Source organism: Klenkia marina (assembly GCF_900101025.1).
GTDB classification, from domain to species: Bacteria; Actinomycetota; Actinomycetes; order Mycobacteriales; family Geodermatophilaceae; genus Klenkia; species Klenkia marina.
Genome location: NZ_FMUH01000003.1, coordinates 532,815 through 551,245, shown reverse-complemented (window position 1 = coordinate 551,245; position 18,431 = coordinate 532,815). Strand labels below are relative to the sequence as shown.

Annotated in this window: 14 protein-coding genes; 7 read left to right on the top strand and 7 right to left on the bottom strand. The window is 73.9% G+C overall.

The window, feature by feature from the left end:
- Positions 1-83: 83 nt before the first annotated feature.
- Positions 84-857 (top strand): hypothetical protein, encoded by a 774-nt coding sequence (locus tag BLP29_RS21045; RefSeq protein WP_243469908.1) that lies wholly within the window; start codon positions 84-86, stop codon positions 855-857.
- 23 nt (positions 858-880) lie between these two features.
- Here BLP29_RS21045 and BLP29_RS12280 read toward each other — a convergent pair whose 3' ends face one another.
- From BLP29_RS12280 to BLP29_RS12270, 3 genes are read right to left on the bottom strand one after another with little or no spacing between them, the layout of a single operon-like run.
- Positions 881-1,189: a Rieske (2Fe-2S) protein gene (locus BLP29_RS12280; protein ID WP_092804645.1), complete on the bottom strand. Its 309-nt coding sequence runs from the start codon at positions 1,187-1,189 to the stop codon at positions 881-883.
- Positions 1,186-3,705 carry a nitrite reductase large subunit NirB gene (gene nirB / locus BLP29_RS12275; RefSeq protein ID WP_092804642.1) on the bottom strand — a complete coding sequence of 840 codons (2,520 nt, stop codon included), beginning with the start codon at positions 3,703-3,705 and terminating at the stop codon, positions 1,186-1,188. The genes BLP29_RS12280 and nirB overlap by 4 nt, the downstream gene beginning before the upstream one ends.
- Positions 3,702-6,251: a molybdopterin oxidoreductase family protein gene (locus BLP29_RS12270; protein ID WP_092804639.1), complete on the bottom strand. Its 2,550-nt coding sequence runs from the start codon at positions 6,249-6,251 to the stop codon at positions 3,702-3,704. The genes nirB and BLP29_RS12270 overlap by 4 nt, the downstream gene beginning before the upstream one ends.
- 178 nt (positions 6,252-6,429) lie before the next feature.
- Here BLP29_RS12270 and BLP29_RS12265 point away from each other — a divergent pair, with 178 nt between their 5' ends.
- Positions 6,430-6,984, top strand: a complete 555-nt coding sequence (locus tag BLP29_RS12265; protein ID WP_243469907.1) for a beta-class carbonic anhydrase — start codon at positions 6,430-6,432, stop codon at positions 6,982-6,984.
- Here the strand turns inward: BLP29_RS12265 and arfB are convergent.
- Positions 6,956-7,393, bottom strand: coding sequence for an alternative ribosome rescue aminoacyl-tRNA hydrolase ArfB (gene arfB, locus BLP29_RS12260; RefSeq protein WP_092804636.1), 438 nt, complete (start codon positions 7,391-7,393; stop codon positions 6,956-6,958). The genes BLP29_RS12265 and arfB overlap by 29 nt on opposite strands.
- A 63-nt stretch (positions 7,394-7,456) precedes the next feature.
- Between arfB and mmuM the strand changes: the two genes are divergently transcribed.
- The 5 genes from mmuM to BLP29_RS21275 all read left to right on the top strand — a co-directional run bounded on the left by mmuM (position 7,457) and on the right by BLP29_RS21275 (position 14,904).
- The gene (gene mmuM, locus BLP29_RS12255) at positions 7,457-8,365 is read left to right on the top strand and encodes a homocysteine S-methyltransferase (protein ID WP_092804633.1); all 909 of its coding nucleotides are present in this window, start codon (positions 7,457-7,459) and stop codon (positions 8,363-8,365) included.
- Positions 8,362-10,866, top strand: coding sequence for a DEAD/DEAH box helicase (locus BLP29_RS12250; protein ID WP_092804630.1), 2,505 nt, complete (start codon positions 8,362-8,364; stop codon positions 10,864-10,866). The genes mmuM and BLP29_RS12250 overlap by 4 nt, the downstream gene beginning before the upstream one ends.
- 87 nt (positions 10,867-10,953) lie before the next feature.
- A complete protein-coding gene (locus tag BLP29_RS12245) occupies positions 10,954-11,736 on the top strand; it encodes a sulfite exporter TauE/SafE family protein (protein WP_092804627.1) in 783 nt (260 codons plus the stop codon).
- The gene (locus BLP29_RS12240; protein WP_092804623.1) at positions 11,733-12,491 is read left to right on the top strand and encodes a sulfite exporter TauE/SafE family protein; all 759 of its coding nucleotides are present in this window, start codon (positions 11,733-11,735) and stop codon (positions 12,489-12,491) included. Before BLP29_RS12245 ends, BLP29_RS12240 begins: the two co-directional genes overlap by 4 nt.
- A 331-nt stretch (positions 12,492-12,822) precedes the next feature.
- Entirely contained in the window at positions 12,823-14,904 is a 2,082-nt protein-coding gene (locus tag BLP29_RS21275) for an HNH endonuclease signature motif containing protein (protein WP_243469921.1), read from the top strand.
- Positions 14,905-15,086: 182 nt separating this feature from the next.
- On the opposite strand, the gene BLP29_RS12230 is transcribed toward BLP29_RS21275, so the two are convergent.
- The 3 genes from BLP29_RS12230 to BLP29_RS12220 are packed head-to-tail and all read right to left on the bottom strand — an operon-like array spanning position 15,087 to position 18,420.
- A complete protein-coding gene (locus tag BLP29_RS12230) occupies positions 15,087-15,671 on the bottom strand; it encodes a helix-turn-helix domain-containing protein (RefSeq protein ID WP_092804618.1) in 585 nt (194 codons plus the stop codon).
- 32 nt (positions 15,672-15,703) lie between these two features.
- Entirely contained in the window at positions 15,704-17,374 is a 1,671-nt protein-coding gene (locus BLP29_RS12225; RefSeq protein WP_092804615.1) for an alpha-amylase family protein, read from the bottom strand.
- Complete coding sequence (locus BLP29_RS12220) at positions 17,371-18,420, bottom strand: TIGR03885 family FMN-dependent LLM class oxidoreductase (protein ID WP_092804612.1); 1,050 nt, start codon at positions 18,418-18,420, stop codon at positions 17,371-17,373. Before BLP29_RS12220 ends, BLP29_RS12225 begins: the two co-directional genes overlap by 4 nt.
- Positions 18,421-18,431 lie beyond the last annotated feature (11 nt).

The following is an 18,431-nucleotide window of genomic DNA, read 5'->3' as shown; positions in this document are numbered from 1 at the left end:
TGTGTTCCGTTCCCCGCACCGGAGCTGACCCCACGTGGTGAGGAATGCTGCGGGCACGGGTCGCGCCCGGGATGATCGCGTCCGTGACCACCTCCGAGCCCGGCCGCGTGCTCATCGAGTCCGGGTTCGGGATCGCCGGGTCGATGACCTCGGCGGCCGCGACCGTCGTGTACTCCCCCACCGACGCCGCGCTCCAGCTCGACGACCGGTTCGGGGCGTGCCTGCGCGAGCTGGCCGACGACCTGGCCGCCGCGCCCCTGCCCCGCCGCGAGGCCGCCCGGGCCGGCGCGGCGCTGGCGTTCGCCGTCGAGCACGGCATCACGCTCTCGCGCCGCGACCGCACCGTGCGCTCGGACGGCTTCTTCACCGAGCGCGCCGGCGGCCGGGTCTCCGCGCGGGAGCTGGGCGAGGCCGTGCTGCTGGCCGCCCGCGCCGCGACCGACGACCGCCGCGTGCGTCACCTGGGGTGCCTGCTGGCCGAGGTGGTGGTCTCCCCCGACGTCGACGTCGCGCTGGCCGAGCGGGCCCTGCTCGTGGCCCGCGACCTCACGTGGCGCCAGCTCGCGCTGCTGGCCGCGGTCGGACGGCGCGACCGGTCGCCGCTCCCGCTCACCCCGGTGCCGGTGGACCCGCGGGCCTGGACCACGTGGGGTGCGCTGGAGGACCTCACCGGGCTGCAGATGGCCGGGCTGCTCGACCCGCCGGTCGCCGTCCCCCGGCCCGGGGGTTCCGCCCAGCCCCGGCTGCGGCCGGCCGACCTGCGGCTGACCCGCCGGGGAGTGCTGCTGCACCGCCTGCTGGCCCTGGACTTCGTCCGCCCCGAGGACGTCGACACCGCCCTCGCCGCCCTGACCTGACCCGCGGCCTCCCGTCCCGACGCTCAGACCTCGACGACGAGGGTGCCGGCCTCCTCGCGCACCGGGTAGACGGGCAGCGGCGCGGCGTCGGTGGTCGGGGTGCCGTCCCAGCGCCAGGCGTTGAGGTGCAGCGGGCACACCACCACCGTCGCGTCGCTCTGCCCGTCGGCGATCGGGCCGCCGGCGTGCGGGCAGACCGCGGCCACCGCGCGCAGCGAGCCGTCGCGCAGCCGGAAGACCGCCACCGGCGTCCCCCCGGCCGTGAACGCCCGCCCCTCCCCCACCGGCACCTCGTCGGCCCGGCCGACCACGTGGGCGGTCAGCGTGGTCATCGGACCGGCACCCGCGGCAGCACGGTCAGCGGCAGCGAGGTGCGGAACTGGCCCGGGGACGCCGGCTCGGCGAGGTCGCGCGCCCAGGGGTCGGTGTAGGCGTCGACCGAGCGCTGGATGCCCTCGTCGAGCGCCGCGCACAGGCCCTCGCTGTCCTCGAGCAGCACGGCCTTGAGCCGGTCCACCCCGAAGCGCGGCACGAAGTCGTAGGTGCGCTCGAGCCAGTTGCCGTTCTCCCGGTACAGCTGCAGGAAGCGACCGGTCAGCTCCAGCACCTCGGCCGGGGTCGAGACGGTGGCCAGCAGGTCACCCTTGCGCACCGAGGCACCGGCCGCACCGCCGACGTAGACCTCCCAGCGGCCCTTGCCGGTGGCCACCACGCCGACGTCCTTCACGTAGGCCTCGGCGCAGTTCCGCGGGCAGCCGACCACGGCCATCTTGATCTTGGCCGGGCTCTCCACGCCCTGGAAGCGGGTCTCCAGGTCGATGCCCAGCTGGGTGGAGTCGTCGAGGCCGAAGCGGCAGAAGTCGCTGCCCACGCAGGTCTTCACCGTGCGCATCGACTTGCCGTAGGCGTACCCCGAGGGCATGCCGAGGTCGGCCCACACCTTCGGCAGGTCCTCCTTGCGGATGCCGAGCAGGTCGATGCGCTGGCCGCCGGTCACCTTGACCATCGGCACGTCGTACTTCTCCGCGACGTCGGCGATCCTGCGCAGCTGGTCGGGGGTGGTGACCCCGCCCTTCATCTGCGGGACGACGGAGAACGTGCCGTCGCGCTGGATGTTGGCGTGCACGCGGTCGTTGACGAACGTGGCGTCGGGCTCGGTGACGTAGTCGGCGCCCCAGATCATCTTGAGCAGGCTGGCCAGCCCCATCTTCGACTTCGCGTCCTCCTGACCGCCCCGGGCGAGGGTGGCGAAGACGGCCGAGACGCTGCGCAGGTCGTGCTCCTTGATCGCCGCGATCAGCTCGGGCTTGGGCATCGGCACGCCCGGCACGTACCAGGACGCCGACTCCTCCTCGGTCAGCGCGCCGTCGGCGGCCCACTCGACGATCCGCTGCACCAGGCCCTTGCACGAGCCGCAGCCCTTGCCGGCGCGGGTGGCGTCCATGACCTTCGGCAGCGAGGTGCAGCCCTCGGCCACGGCGCCGCAGATGCGGTCCTTGGTGACGCCGTTGCAGTTGCAGACCTGCGAGTCCCCGGGCAGCTCGGCCACGCCGACCTCGGCTTCGCCGTCGGAGAGGTCGACCAGCAGCTTGATCCGCTCGGCCGGCAGCGGGGTGCCCCGGTCGAAGGCCTGGGTCAGGAAGGCGACCTTGCGGGTGTCGCCGACCAGCGTGGCGCCGACGAGCCGGTCGTCGCGCACGACCACCGAGAGGTGCACGCCGCGCTTGGGCTCGCTGATCACCAGGAACTCGTCGGTGTCCCGCTCGGGGGTGCTCACGCCCATCACGGCGACGTCGACCCCGGCGACCTTGAGCTTCGTCGCCGTCCGGCTGCCGGTGTAGGCCGCCCCCGGGTTCGCACCGGTGAGCAGGTCGGCCAGCACGGTGGCGTGCTCCCAGGCGGGGGCGACCAGGCCGTAGACCGTGCCGCGGTGCTGCGCGCACTCGCCGATCGCGTAGACGTCGGGGACGTCGGTGGCCATGCGGTCGTCGACCAGGACCGCCCGTTCGACCTCGATCCCGGACCGGACGGCGACGTCGGTGTGCGGCCGCACCCCGGCGGCCACCACGAGGAGGTCGCAGTCCAGGGTGCGTCCGTCCTTGAGCACCACCCCGGTGACCCGGTGGGTGCCCAGCACCTCGGTGGCCATCGCGTCGGTGTGCACGGTGATGCCCAGCTCCTCGACGCTGCGCCGCACCACCGCGCCGGCCTCGGCGTCCAGCTGGGCGTTCATCAACCAGCCCATGGCGTGCACCAGCTCGACGGCCATGCCCTGCGCCTGCAGCGCGCGGGCGGCCTCCAGACCGAGCAGCCCACCGCCCATGACGACGGCCTTGCGGTGGGTGCGGGCCGCGGCCAGCATCTCGCGGGTCTCGTCGATGGTCCGGAACCCCACGACGCCGGGCAGCAGGTCGCCCGACGCCGTGCGCACCCCGGTCATCGGCGGGATGAAGGAGTGGCTGCCGGTGGCCAGCACGACGTGGTCGTAGGGCGTGGCCGTCCCGTCCGCGGCGTGCACCACCTTGGCGACGGTGTCGATGCGCTCGACCCGCACCCCGGCACGTAGCTCGACGCCGCGCTCGGCGTACCAGTCGTGGCTGTTGAGCACGATGTCGGCCTCGTCGGCCTCGCCGGCCAGCACCGGCGACAGCATGATCCGGTTGTAGTTTCCGTGCGGTTCGTCGCCGAACACGATGATCCGGAAGTCGCGGCCGCCGTCCCGCTCGAGCACCTCCTCCACCAGGCGCGCCCCGGCCATGCCGTTGCCCACCACGACGATCCGCGCACGGGTGTCGGCCGGCTCCAGCTCGGCGACGGCGCGCGTGCCGGCCCCCAGGATCGCCGTCATCGGACCTCCACCAGACCCAGGTCGACGACGAGCTCGCCGGTGACGCCCTCGGGCGCGGCGGCGTGCAGGGTGATCACGGTGCCGCCGGGGATGTCCTCGACCACCCGCAGGGGCACGTGGACGTCGCCCTTCGCGCCGATCGGGAACCAGCGCACCGGCTCGCCGTCCCGCACCAGCAGCACGTAGACCAGCTCGGACGTCGAGTTGCCGCCGCGGAAGTACAGCGCCTGGGCGCTGGCCCCGGCCGGCACGGTGTAGGTCAACGCGGGGTCGACCGGGCCGGGCTTGGTCAGGCCCTCGCCGGTGAGGGCGAAGACGCCCTGCAGAAACCTCGGGGTGCTCGTCACGGCTGCGGTTCTCCTCCGGGTCGGGGTCAACGGGGTGCGGGGTGCGGTCTCGAGGACGAGCGGCACCGGTTGGGAGGTCGGGGCGGGCACCTGCTCGACGGGACCGCCGACGCGGGCGACGGCGACCGCGCAGGTCTTGAAGGCCGGCATGCGGCTGATCGGGTCGAGGGCGGCATCGGTGAGCGCGTTGGCGCTGGACCCGCCGCCCCAGTGGAAGGGCGCGAAGACGACGTCGGGACGGATCGCCTCGGTGACCGTGGCGGTGAAGCGGGCCTTCCCGCGGCGGGTGGTCAGCTCGACGACGTCGTCGTGGGCGATGCCGTGCCGGGCGGCGAGGTCGGGGTGCAGCTCGGCGCGCGGGGCCGGGGCGACCATCTGCAGGCTGCGCGACCGGCGGCTCTGGGTGCCCGACTGGTACTGGGCCATGACGCGTCCGGTGGTGAGCACGTAGGGGTGCTCGGCGTCCGGGGGCTCGTGCGCGCCGACGTGCTCGACGGCGACGAACCGGGCGCGGCCGTCGGGGGTCGGGAAGCGGTCGAGGAACAGCCGCGGGGTGCCGGGGTGCTCGGGCGTGGGGCAGGGCCAGAAGACGCCCTGCTCGGCGTCCACCCGGCCCCAGGTGATGCCGGCGTAGTCGGCCTTCCCGCCCGCGCTGGCCCGGCCGAGCTCGGCGAAGACGGTCTCGGGGTCGGCGCTGAAGTGCGCCCCGGCACCGAGCCGCTCGGCGAGGTCGGCCAGCAGTGCGAGGTCGTCGCGGGCCTCGCCGGGCGGGTCGAGGGTCTTCCGGCGGCGGATGACCCGGCCCTCGAGGTTGGTCATGGTGCCGTCCTCCTCCGCCCACATCGCGCTGGGCAGCACCACGTCGGCCAGCTCGGCGGTCTCGGACAGGAAGAAGTCGCTGACCACGAGGAACTCCAGGTCGCGCAACCGGTGGATCACGCGGCGGGCGTCGGGGGCCGACACCGCCACGTTGGAGGCCAGCACCAGCAGCGCGTGCACCTCCCGGCCCAGGGCGTCGAGCAGCTCGAAGGCGCTGCGGCCGGGCTGCGGCAACGTGTCGGGGTCGACCCCCCAGACGGCGGCGACGTGCGCCCGGGCCGAGGGGTCGGACAGCATGCGGTAGCCGGGCAGCTGGTCGGCCTTCTGCCCGTGCTCGCGGCCGCCCTGGCCGTTGCCCTGCCCGGTCACGGTGCCCCAGCCGCTGCCCGGGCGGCCGACGAGCCCCAGGGCGAGCGCCAGGTTGATCCACGCCTGGGCGGTGTCGGTGCCGTTGCGGTGCTGCTCGGCCCCGCGCGCGGTCAGCACGATCGCGTTCTCGGCTCCCGCCAGCGCCAGGACGACGCGACGCATGGCGGCCACGGGGACCCCGGTGAGCCGCTCGACCCGGTCGGGCCAGTACGCCTGGACCGACGTGCGGACGGCGTCCCAGCCGGTGGTGCGGGCTGCGACGTACTGCTCGTCGACCAGGCCCTCGGCGACCGCGATGTGCAGCAGGCCGTTGGCCAGGGCCAGGTCGGTGCCGGGGAGCGCCTGCAGGTGCAGCTCGGCGGCACGGGCGGTCGCCGTCCGGCGGGGGTCGACGACGAACAGCCTGCCGCCCTTCTCCCGGGAGGCGTCCAGGTACTGCATCGCCGGCGGCATCGTGTCGGCCGGGTTGCTGCCCACCAGCAGCAGGACGTCGGCCGCGCCGACGTCGGCAAGCGGGAACGGCAGCCCGCGGTCCAGGCCGAACGCGCGGTTGGCGGCGCCGGCCGCCGAGGACATGCAGAACCGGCCGTTGTAGTCGATCTGCGAGGTCCGCAGCGCGACCCGGGCGAACTTCCCGAACTGGTAGGCCTGCTCGTTGGTCAGCCCGCCCCCGCCGAAGCAGCCGACGGCGTCGCGCCCGTGCGCGGTCTGGGTGCGCCGGATGCCGGCGACGACGACGTCCATCGCCGCCTCCCACGAGGTCTCCACGAACGCCGACGTCCGGTCGCCGGGGGTGCTCCGCACGAGGGGCCGGGTCAGCCGCTCGGGGTGGTCGAGCAGCTCGGTGGCCGACCAGCCCTTGGAGCACAGGCCGCCGCGGTTGGTCGGGAAGTCGGCCGGCACGAGGGTGGCCGGGCGGTCGCCGGCGGTCAGCGCGATGCCGCACTGCAGGGCGCAGTACGGGCAGTGGGTCTGCGTCGTCCGGGTGCGGGACGGGACGGCGGTGGGCACGGACGCAGCCTGGAGTGGTCCCGTGTCGGGTCGGCTGCGCCGACGTCAAGGTCGCGTTCCGTCGACCGCACGGCGGCGTCCTGCCGGTTGTGCGGCGTTCTCCCCCCCTCGGGGTCATGGATGCCGACGCCCCCGGTGCCGACCACACCGGGGAGACCCTCTGACCCCGGGAGACACCGTGACCGCCACCGACGTCCTCGTCGAGCGCAACCGAACCTGGTCGACCGCGCAGGCGCCGTCGGACCTGTCCCTCCGACCGCGGCTGCAGGTCGCGATCGTGACCTGCATGGATTCGCGGCTGGACCTGTTCGACGTGCTGGGTCTGGCACCGGGCGAGGCGCACGTGCTGCGCAACGCCGGTGGGGTGGTCACCGACGACGTCGTCCGGTCGCTGGCCATCTCCCAGCGCAAGCTGGGCACCCGCGAGGTCGTGCTCGTGCACCACACCGACTGCGGCATGCAGACCATCACCGACGACGGGTTCCGCGCCGAGCTGCAGGCCGACAGCGGGGTCTCCCCGTCCTTCGCGATCGAGACCTTCACCGACCTCGACGAGGACGTCGCCCAGTCGGTGCGCCGCGTGCGCCGGTCGGCGTTCCTGCTGTACCCGGAGGCGGTTCGCGGGTTCGTGCACGACGTGGCCACCCACGAGCTGCGCGAGGTCGACGTGCCCGGCCGCTCGGGCGACCGGCGTGCACGCACGCTCAGTCCAGTGCGCCTCGCTGCTTCTTGAGCTGACCGCGCTGCTTCTTGGCGGTGATCCGCCGCTCCTTGGACCCCCGGGTCGGCTTGGTCTTCCTGCGGGGTGGCGCCGGGGGTGCCAGGGCCTGACCGATGGCCATCGCCATGCGGGCGCGGGCGGCCTCGCGGTTGCGCAGCTGCTGCCGGTTCTCCGACGCGGCGATGGTGAGGACGCCGTCGACCAGCCGCGCGCCCAGCCGGTCGGCGAGGCGGGCCTGCTGGTGCTCGGTCAGGCCAGGGAGCTCCAGCACCCGCACCGACAGCTCGACCCGGCTGTCGGCGGTGTTCACGCCCTGCCCGCCCGGGCCCGACGACCGGCTGAACCGCCAGCCGAGCATCCCTGCGGGCACGACCAGCCGCGGGGTGACCGTGAGGTCGCCGCTGGGGTCGTCGGTGGGCACGGGTGCCAGTGTCCCGGGGCCGGCAAGCCGGTTGATCGGCGGACCGGAGGATGATCGGCGTCCGTGCCCACCCTCGCCGAAGCGCTCACCACCGGCCCCGTCGTCCTGGACGGTGGGTTGTCCACCGAGCTGGAGTCCCGCGGTCACGACGTGACCAGCGCGCTGTGGTCGGCCCGGCTGCTCCGCGACGACCCGGCGGCGATCCGCGACGCGCACGCCGCGTTCGAGGCCGCCGGGGCCCAGGTCGCGACCACGGCGAGCTACCAGGCCACGGTCCCCGGGTTCGCCGCGGCCGGGTTCGACGACGCCCCCGGGCTCATCGCCCGGTCGGTGGCCCTCGCCCGGGAGGGCGCGCCGTCCTCGTGGGTGGCCGGGTCGGTGGGCCCGTACGGGGCGTACCTGGCCGACGGGTCGGAGTACACCGGCGACTACCTGTCCTCGGTGACGCTGCCGGAGCTGCGGGAGTTCCACCGGCCGCGGCTGCAGGTGCTGGCCGAGGCCGGGGTCGACGTGCTGGCGTGCGAGACGCTGCCCGGCGCCGCCGAGGTCGAGGCACTGCTGGCCGAGGTCACCGCGCTCGACGTCCCCGCCTGGTTCTCGCTCTCGGCGGTGACCGGCTCGGACGGCGTGGCCCGCACCCGCCGCGGCGAGCCGCTGTCCGACGTCCTGGGCATGGTCCGGGGCGTCGACCAGGTGGTGGCGGTGGGCGTCAACTGCACCGACCCGGCGTCCGTCGTCCCGGCGGTGGTGTGGGCCCGGGTGGCCAGCGGCAAGCCCGTGGTCGTCTACCCCAACAGCGGCGAGCGCTGGGACGCCGACGCGCGTGCCTGGACCGGGGATGCCGGGGTCGGCGACGTGTCGGAGTGGTTGTCGGCCGGTGCCCGGCTGGTCGGTGGGTGCTGCCGGGTGCGCCCCGCGGACGTCGCCGCGATCGCCGGCACCGTGCGTGGGGGATCCTGGTCCACCTCATGACTGTTCTCTCCCCGCCCGACGGCGCCGACGCCGACACCCTGTTCGCCGAGTTCGCCGCCTGGGCGCAGACCGCCGGCACCACGCTGTACCCGCACCAGGAGGAGGCGCTGATCGAGCTGGTCAGCGGCGCCAACGTGGTGCTCGCGACCCCCACCGGCTCGGGCAAGTCGCTGGTGGCCACCGGCGCGCAGTACGCCGCCCTGGCCCAGGACCGGGTGAGCTTCTACACCGCCCCGATCAAGGCCCTGGTCAGCGAGAAGTTCTTCGCCCTGTGCGGGGTGTTCGGCGCGGAGAACGTCGGCATGCTCACCGGCGACGCCGCGGTCAACGCCGACGCCCCGATCATCGCCTGCACCGCGGAGATCCTGGCCAACATCGCGCTGCGCGAGGGCGCCGAGGCCGACATCGGGCTCGTCGTCATGGACGAGTTCCACTTCTACGGCGACCCCGACCGCGGCTGGGCCTGGCAGGTGCCGATCCTCGAGCTGCCGAACGCGCAGTTCCTGCTCATGTCGGCGACGCTGGGCGACACCACCGCGCTGCGCGAGGACCTCACCCGCCGCACCGGTCGGCCCACCGCGCTGGTCGCCGGCGCCGAGCGACCCGTGCCGCTGCACTTCTCCTACGCCACCACCCCGGCGCACGAGACCATCCAGGAGCTGCTGGACACCCGGCAGGCGCCGGTCTACGTCGTCCACTTCACCCAGGCCGCCGCGCTCGAGCGTGCGCAGGCGCTGATGAGCGTGAACGTGTGCACCAAGGAGGAGAAGGCGAAGATCGCCGACCTGATCGGCGGGTTCCGGTTCTCCAGCGCCTTCGGGACGACGCTCTCGCGGCTGGTGCGGCACGGCATCGGCGTGCACCACGCCGGCATGCTGCCCAAGTACCGGCGGCTGGTCGAGCAGCTGGCCCAGGCCGGGTTGCTCAAGGTCATCTGCGGCACCGACACCCTGGGCGTGGGCATCAACGTGCCGATCCGCACGGTGGTGTTCTCCGCGCTGTCGAAGTACGACGGCACCCGCATGCGGCTGCTCTCCGCGCGCGAGTTCCACCAGATCGCCGGTCGGGCAGGGCGGGCCGGCTACGACACCGCCGGGTACGTCGTCGTGCAGGCGCCCGACCACGAGGTGGAGAACCTCAAGCAGTTCGCGAAGGTGGCCGACGACCCGAAGAAGCGGCGCAAGCTGGTGCGCAAGAAGGTGCCCGAGGGCATGGTGCCGTGGAGCGAGGCCACCGCCCAGCGCCTGGAGACCGCCGAGCCCGAGGCGCTGACGTCGCACTTCCAGGTGACCACCGGCATGCTGCTCAACGTGCTGGCCCGCCCGGGCGACCCGGTCGCGGCGCTGGCGAAGCTGCTCACCGACAACCACGAGCCCCGCAAGCGGCAGCTGAAGCTCATCCGCGACGCGATCGGCATCGGTCGCACGCTGATCGCGGCCGAGGTGGTCGAGCGGGTGGTCCTGGACGGCCGTCCCACCTACCGGCTCACTGGCGACCTGCCGGCCGGGTTCGCGCTCAACCAGCAGCTGTCCACGTTCGCCCTCGCCGTCATCGACCTGCTCGACCCGGAGTCCGAGACCTTCGTGGTCGACGTCGTCAGCGTCATCGAGTCCACGCTCGACGACCCGCGGCAGATCCTCGGCGCCCAGCTGAACAAGGCCCGGGGCATCGCGGTGGCCGAGATGAAGGCCGAGGGCATCGAGTACGACGAGCGCATGGAGCTGCTCGAGGAGGTCACCTACCCCAAGCCGCTGGCCGAGCTGCTGGAGGCGGCGCACGAGACGTTCGTGCGCGGCAACCCGTGGGCGGCGGCCGTGGAGCCCTCGCCGAAGAGCGTCGTCCGCGACATGTGGGAGAACGCCTACACCTTCCGCGAGCTGGTGAACGCCTACGGGCTCACCCGCTCCGAGGGCGCGGTGCTGCGGTACCTGACCGACGCCTACCGGGCACTGCGGTCCGGCGTCCCGGCCGAGGCCCGCACCGAGGAGGTCACCGACGTCGTGGAGTGGCTGGGCGAGGTCGTGCGGCAGGTCGACTCGTCGCTGCTGGACGAGTGGGAGGAGCTCACCAACCCCTCGGACGCCGTCGACGTCCCCGCCGTCCCGGCCCGGCCGCGCCCGCTCACCGGCAACGTGCGCGCCTTCACCGCGATGGTGCGCAACGCGGTGTGGCAGCGGGTGCAGTTCTGGGCCCGCCGCCGCTGGTACGACCTCGGCGAGCTGGACGCCGGCTCGGGCTGGGACGCCGACCGCTGGGGCGAGGTCGTGCAGGCCTACTTCGCGGAGCACGCCGAGGTGCTCACCGGCGCCGACGCCCGCGGTCCGGCGCTGTTCGTCGTCGACCGTTCCTCGCGCCCGGGCTTCTGGGAGGTGCGGCAGATCATCGACGACCCGGACGGCGACCACGACTGGGGCATCGACGTCGAGGTCGACCTCGAGGCCTCCGACGACCAGGGCGCCCCGGTGCTGCGCGTGGTGGACGCCGGCCGCAAGGACTCCTGAACCGCGACGGGCCCGGACCCCGTCGGGGACGGCGGACCCCGTCGGGCGACCCGGGCCGGCTGTGGCATCGTCGCGGGCGATGACGTCGTGAGCTGGTTCGAGATGGTGGCGGTGGCGCTGGCCGGGCTCGCGGCGGGGTCGATCAACGCCGTCGTCGGGTCCGGGACGCTGGTGACGTTCCCGGTGCTGCTGGCCGTGGGGCTGCCACCGGTGACCGCCACGGTGTCGAACTCGATGGGGCTCGTGCCGGGCAACCTGACCGGCGCACTGGGGTACCGGCGGGAGCTGACCGGCCAGCGCCGGCTGCTGCTCTCGCTGTTCCCGGCGTCGGTGCTCGGGGCGCTGACCGGGGCCTTCCTGCTGCTGCACCTGCCGGCGGCGGCGTTCGAGACCGTCGTCCCCGTGCTGGTCGGGTTGGCGATCGTCCTCGTGGCGACCCAGCCGCTGCTGCAGCGTCGGTTGGCGTCGCGGCGCACCGGCGCGGGCCCGTCGCCGACCGACCGGGTCCCGCTCGGCCGCACCCTGGCCCTGGCCGGCTGCGCGTACGCCACGGGCACGTACGGCGGCTACTTCGCCGCGAGCCAGGGCGTGCTGCAGATCGGCCTGTTCGGCCTGCTCCTCCCCCACTCGCTGCAGCAGCTGAACGCGCTCAAGAACGTGCTGACGCTGGGGGTGAACGCAGTCGCGGCGCTCACCTACGTGGTGGTCGCGGCCGACCGGATCGACTGGCGGGCGGCCGGGCTGGTCGCCGCCGGGTCGCTGGTGGGCGGGTTCCTCGGTGGGCGGTACGGACGGCGCCTGCCCTCGTGGCTGCTGCGCACGCTCATCGTCGCGGTCGGGCTGGTGGCGATCGTGGTGCTGCTGACGTGAGCTGGGTGGAGTGGGTGCTGCTGCTGGTCGCCGGGGTCGGCGGCGGGCTGACCGGGTCCATCGCCGGGCTCGCGTCGCTGGTGAGCTACCCGGCGCTGCTGGCTGCCGGGCTGCCACCGGTCACGGCGAACGTCACGAACACCGTCGCGCTGGTGTTCAACGGGGTCGGGTCGGTGAGCGCGTCCCGGCCCGAGCTGGTCGGCCAGGGACGCCGGCTGCTGCCCCTCGCGGTCGCCGCCCTGCTCGGCGGGGTGACCGGGACCGTGCTGCTGCTCGTGACCCCGGCGGGCGGGTTCGAGCGCATCGTGCCGTTCCTCATCGCCGGGGCGTCGGTGGCGATCCTGGTGCAGCGGCCACCGCGCGAGCTCGCCGCCGAGGGCCGCCGCGGGCGCCGGTCGCAGGCGTGGCTGGGCGTGGGCGTGTACGTGATCGCCATCTACGGCGGCTACTTCGGGGCCGCAGCCGGCGTGCTCATGCTCGCGATGTTCCTGCTGGCCACCGGCACCACCGTGCCGCGGGGCAACGCGGCGAAGAACGTGCTGCTGCTGGTCGCCAACCTGGTCGCCGCGGTGGGGTACGCGCTGTTCGCCGATGTCGCGTGGGCGGAGATGCTGCCCTTGGCGATCGGGTTCTTCGTCGGCGGCCGGCTGGGGCCCCGGGTGGTGCGCCGGGTCGACGGCACGTGGCTGCGCCGGGTGATCGCGGTGCTGGGCATCGGCCTGGCCGTCAAGCTCGGCTTCGACGCCTTCGGCTGAGGGGACCCGGCCGGGGCGCTCCTCCCCTGCCGGTCAGCCCCCGCCGTGCCGACTCCGGCTGAGCCTGGTCGAGCGGTTCCGCGAGGCCGAACTGCGGTCGACGTCCTCCCGATGACGCCCACTTGGACGGCGACCGGACCCCTCCCTCACCAGGCCTCCGGCGGGCGGCTGGCCGTACATCCTGCCCCCACCCTCCGACAGAACTCGCCGCAGCTCACGACCGCTGTGGACGGCGTCCTGACCTGTGCATCCATCTCGACCGAACCGTCCGCGTGGGCTATTCTTCGTACACGTGTTCGACTGATCGGAGAGGATGGTGGCGGTGGACGGCATGGTGGTCGGCAGCCGGTTCGGCCTCACCATCGGCATCAGCCAGGTCGAGGTCTACGCCTCCGCCGCCGCCAAGGCCGCCGTGCTGGAGGCCGAACGGGCAGCCCAGATCGCCGCCGGCCTCCCCGACGACCTGGTGCACCGACCCACCCGCCTGTCCGAGCTGCTCGTCGTCCACGCCGACCGGGCCGACATCCACGCCGTCCTGCGCGACGTCGCGGAGGCCCAGGCAGAACTCCACGCCCTGCAAGCCGCCGCCATCAGCCGCCTGGCCGCCCTCCAACCCGCCCAGTCGCCGCTGCCCGGCGGCCGGCCCGATGACCCTGATGGCCGGGCCGACGACTGGGTGACCGACGAGGTGGCCTGCGTGCTGGGCATCAGCACCAGCACGGCGACCACCCTGGTCGGCAAACAACGCGCTCTCGTCGAGCAACTCCCCCAGGTCTGGGCCGCACTGGCCGAGGGGCGCATCGACGTCCGCCGCGCCACCGTCCTCGTCGACGCTCTCGCCCACCGCAAGCAGTCCGCCGGCGGCGGGCTCCCCGACCACGTCGTCGACGCGATCGCCCGCCGAGGCCTGGCCTGGATCGGTGAAGGCGCCGGCCCCACCCCTCTGGCCGACCGCGTCGCCGGCGCCCTCGTCGCCGCCGATCCCGCCGAGGCCGACCGCCGCGCCGAGCAGCGCAGGACCAAGCAGAACACCACCACCACAGGCACCGGCGACGGCCTGGCCACCTTCCGATCCGACCACCTCGACGCCGACCAGGCCGCGCAGATGCAGACCGTCGTCGACGCCATGGCCGCCACCATGCGCAAGAACGGCGACCGCCGACCCATCGGTGTCCTCCGGGTCGTGGCTCACCACCAGCTGGTCACGCGCCCGTGGCAGGCGCTGCCCGACGACGTCGCCGCCGCCCGCTGGAACCTCCACCTACGCGTCGACCTCACCGATCTCGACGACGGCGGCCCCCTCCAGAACACCTCGACCCCGGCGGCCACCGAACGCACCGACGACACCGAGCTCACCAACCAGGCCACGGCCTCCGCCTGTGACCAGCACGGGATGGACACCGATGCGCCGACCGGCGCCGCCGACCCGAGCGACGACGGCGGCGAAGGTCGGGTGGTCTGGTCCGACGACGGGGACGGCCGCAGCACGCGTCGTGGCTCCAGGGTCGGCGCCATCGGCGGGCTGCCCGTCCCACCCGCGGCAGTCGCCGAACTGCTGGCTCGCTACGCCGCTCTGATCCCCACCGGTCCACACGGCCGCGTCGAGGGCGGACACGTGTGGTTCGAGGTCGTCGACTCCACCGGCCGCCTCTGCGCCCTCACCACTCCCGCCGAGGCCCGTGCGGCTCTGCGCCGCGGCACCGGCCTCGGCCCACCACCAGCCGTGGACCGCTACACCCCCTCCGCCGAGCAGGTCCGCTTCGTCAAGGCCCGCGACCGGCACTGCCGCTTCCCCGGCTGCCACCGCCCCGCGCACTACGTCGACCTCGACCACGTCATCCCCCACGACCACCGACGCCCCCACGCGGGTGGACCCACCTGCGTCACCAACCTGATCTGCCTGTGCCGCCGCCACCACCGCCTCAAGACCCACGCCCCCGGCTGGACCTTCCAGATGGACCCCGACGGCACCCTCCACGTCACCCCACCAGGCAGCCCCACCCGCACCACCCGGCCAGCCCACCTCGCCGAAGCAGGCGTGACCGGAGCAGGCGTGACCGGAGCAGGCGTGGCGGGAGCAGGCGTGGCCGGGGCGAGCGTGGCCGGGGTGAGCGTGGCCGGATCTACGCAGCCCCAGGTCGATGCGCTCGTCGACGTCCTCGGCCCGACCCCCAAGCGCTACCGCACCCCCACCCCCCAACAGCGAGCCGCTCGACGCGCAGCCACCGACGAGCGGGCCCGCCTCGCCGCCCAGATCGACGCCGACCTCGACGCCGCCCTCACCCGCGCCGCAGCAGGCCTGCCCCTCTGGCCCACCAGTGACGACTTCGGCGACGCGGACGGTGGCACGGTCGGTTGTGCAGGCGGCACCGGGAGCTCGACAGCCCCTGACGCGGATCAGCCACCCTTCTGACATCCGTCAGGGCAGCAGCGCACACCTGTTCAGCCGTCGTCTGCAGCTGCCGCACCGGGCGTCCGACCGGGGAGCACCACCCTCGACGGCTCCGGACTCGATGCATCCGGGCAGCACCTGCGGTGCGGGCGACGTCGGGGCGCGAGGGTGCACCGCAGGGGCCTGGCACGGGTGGCGCCGGGTCAGGTGGCGCCCTTCGGGCGGGCGCGCAGGTGCATGCGCTCGCCCTGCTTGCTGAACAGCGCCAGCATCTCCACCGGCCGGTCGTCCGCGCTGCCGAACCAGTGCGGAGTGCGGGTGTCGAACTCCGCCGCCTCCCCGCGGCCCAGCACCAGGTCGTGCTCGGCGAGCACCAGCCGCAGCCGACCGCTCAGCACGTACAGCCAGTCGTAGCCCTCGTGCGTCTTCTGGTCGGGCTCGGTGCGCGGCGACCCCGGCGGGATCAGCAACTTGTAGGCCTGCAGGCCACCCGGCTGCGTCGACAGCGGCCACATCGTCATGCCGTGCATCTGCACCGGATCCGCCCGCACCCGCGGGTCCCCCACCGCCGGTGCACCCACCAGCTCGTCGAGCGGTACGCCGTGCGCCCGCGCGATCGGCAGCAGCAGCTCCAGGGTGGGCTTGCGCCCCCCGGACTCCAGCCGCGACAGCGTGCTCACCGAGATCCCCGTCGTGGCCGACAACGAGGTCAGCGTCAGGTCCCGCTTCTGGCGCAGCGCCCGCAGCCGCGGACCCACCCCGGCCAGCACCGTCGCGTCGGTCGACATGTCGACATCTCGACTCCCCGCCCCACCCTGCGTCACAGCAGCCTCCGCGTCCCCGGCGCCACCACCCGCAGCCAGCGGTACCCGTAGCCCTCGAGGGCCAGCTCGGCCCGACCCCGCTCGTCGAGCGCCGTCGTCCCCTCCACCAGCAGGTCGGCCAGCAGGTGCTCGGCCCCGCACCCGTCCAGCGCCACCGGCACCACCGCCGGCTCGGCACCCAGGTTGTGCAGCGCGACCAGCGCACCGTCGTCCCACGAGCACAGGTGCGCCAGGACGGCGGCGTGCGGCTGGTCCAGCACCTCGAACGAGCCCCACCCCAGCTCCGGGCACTCCTTGCGCCGCGCGATCAGCCGCCGGAAGAACGCCAGCAGCGAGTCCGGGTCCTTGCGCTGGTCGGCCACGTTGACGAACTCCGGCGCGTACCCGCCGGTCACCACCGGGCCGGGCAGCTTGGCGGCCTTCGCGCGGGAGAAGCCGCCGTTGGTCCCCGACGTCCACTGCATCGGCGTGCGCACGGCCAGTCGGCTGCCGACCGCCAGCTCCTCCCCCATGCCGATCTCCTCGCCGTAGAAGATCGTCGGGGTGCCGGGCAGGGAGAACAGCAGGCTGTAGACCATGCGGATGCGCCGCGGGTCGCCGTCCAGCATCGGCGGCAGCCGGCGGATCAGGCCGCGGTCGTAGATCTGCATCGCCGGGTCGGGGCCGAAGGCGGCGAACACCTCGTGCCGCTCGTCGTCGGTCAGCTTGTCCAGCGTCAGCTCGTCGTGGTTGCGCACGAACGTGGCCCACTGCGAGTCCGGTGACGTCGCCGGCCGGCCCCGCAGCGCCCGGGTCAGCGGGCCGGCGTCGGCGCGGGCCAGCGAGAGGTAGGTGGCCTGCATGCCGATGAAGTCGAACTGCATCGTCAGCTCGTCGCCGTCGGCGCCGCCGAAGAACTCCAGCTGCTGCTCGAACGGCAGGTTCACCTCGCCCAGCAGGATCCCGCCGTGGGTCCGCCGGTCCAGGAACGCCCGCACGTCGCGCATCCACGCGTGCGGGTCGGGCAGCCGGTCGGCCTCGGCGCCGCCGGTGTCCAGCAGGAACGGGACGGCGTCCATCCGGAACCCGTCGAGCCCCAGCTGCGTCCAGAACCCGACGATCTTGGCGATCTCGTCCCGGACCAGCGGGTTCGTGACGTTCAAGTCGGGCTGGGTCTTGTAGAACTGGTGCAGGTAGTACTCGCCGGTGCGCTCGTCGAGCTCCCAGATCGAGTCCTCCTGGTCGGGGAACACCACCTGGTCGCTGGTGTCCGGCGGCGCGTCGGCCCGCCACACGTACCAGTCCCGCTTCGGGCTGTCCTTGGAGCGCCGGGACTCCTTGAACCAGGGGTGCTGGTCGGAGGTGTGGTTGACCACCAGGTCGGCGATCACCCGCAGCCCCCGGTCGTGCGCGGTGCGGACCAGCTCCACGAGGTCGCCGTGGGTGCCCAGCCGCGGGTCGACGCCGTAGAAGTCGGTGATGTCGTAGCCGTCGTCGCGCTCGGCGGTCGGGTAGAAGGGCATCAGCCACAGGCACGTGACGCCGAGGTCCACGAGGTGGTCCAGCCGCTGCACGAGGCCGGGGAAGTCGCCGGTGCCGTCGTCGTCCCAGTCCATGAAGGTCTCGACGTCCAGGCAGTACAGCACCGCGTTCTTCCACCAGAGGTCGGCGGTGTCGGTGACCCTCATGCCAGCACGGCCGGCTGCGGCTCCTGCTCGGGACGGCGCACACCCTCGGGCCCCGGCGGGTCGATGGCCACCGCGGGCCCCGGCCGGGTGACGTCGAGCTGCGGCAGCACGTGCGACCCGAACGCGTCCAGGAACGCCGTCTGCGTCTGCCCGACGTGGTGCAGCACGACCTGGTCGAACCCGAGCTCGGCGTACTCGGCGATCCACGCGGCGTGCTGCCCGAGGTCGGCGGACACCTGCACGGCCTCGCGCACCTGCTCGCGGGTCACCAGCTCGCCGACCTGGTCGAAGCTCTCCGCGCCCTCGAGCTCCCAGCACGTGGGCGGCGGCAGCAGGTTCGACCGCCACTGGTCGTACGCGATCTCCAGCGCCTCCTCGTCCGTCGGCGCCCACGACAGGTGCACCTGCACCGTGGCCGGGCCGTGCCCGCCGGCGTCGCGGTAGGCCGCCAGCACCTCGCGCAGCCGGTCGTGCGGCTGGTTGATGGTGATCAGGCCGTCGGCCCAGTCGGCCCCCCGGCGGGCGGTGGCCGCGGTGACGGCCGGGCAGACGAGCGCGGGCTGCTGCTCGGGCAGCGACCAGACCCGCGCCCGGTCCACGGTGACCAGGCCGTCGTGGGTGACCTCCTCGCCGGCCAGCAGCGCCCGGATGACGTCCACGCACTCGCGCAGCCGGGCGTCGCGCAGCTCCTTGCGCGGCCACTGCTGGCCGGTGATGTGCTCGTTCATCAACTCGCCCGAGCCCAGCGCGACCCAGAACCGACCCGGGTTCATCTGCGCCAGCGTCGCGATCGCCTGCGCGATGATCACCGGGTGGTACCGCTGGCCGGGCGCGTTGACCGCGCCGAAGGGCAGCGACGTCGTCGCCAGCGCGGCCCCCAGCCACGACCAGGCGAACCCGGACTGGCCCTGGCGCACCGACCACGGCTCGAGGTGGTCCGAGCACATCGCGGCGGTGAACCCGACCTGCTCGGCGTGCTGGACGGCGGTGAGCAGCTCCGAGGGCGGGATCTGCTCGTGGCTGGCGTGGAAGCCGATGACGGTCACCCGAGATGTGT

What these genes read in the sequence shown, in the direction of transcription:
- BLP29_RS12280 (WP_092804645.1), bottom strand. Translation starts at nt 1,189, where the DNA reads ATGACCACGCTGACCGCCCACGTGGTCGGCCGGGCCGACGAGGTGCCG.
- nirB (WP_092804642.1), bottom strand. Translation starts at nt 3,705, where the DNA reads ATGACGGCGATCCTGGGGGCCGGCACGCGCGCCGTCGCCGAGCTGGAG.
- BLP29_RS12250 (WP_092804630.1), top strand. Translation starts at nt 8,362, where the DNA reads ATGACTGTTCTCTCCCCGCCCGACGGCGCCGACGCCGACACCCTGTTC.
- BLP29_RS21275 (WP_243469921.1), top strand. Translation starts at nt 12,823, where the DNA reads ATGGTGGTCGGCAGCCGGTTCGGCCTCACCATCGGCATCAGCCAGGTC.
- BLP29_RS12230 (WP_092804618.1), bottom strand. Translation starts at nt 15,671, where the DNA reads ATGTCGACCGACGCGACGGTGCTGGCCGGGGTGGGTCCGCGGCTGCGG.
- BLP29_RS12225 (WP_092804615.1), bottom strand. Translation starts at nt 17,374, where the DNA reads ATGAGGGTCACCGACACCGCCGACCTCTGGTGGAAGAACGCGGTGCTG.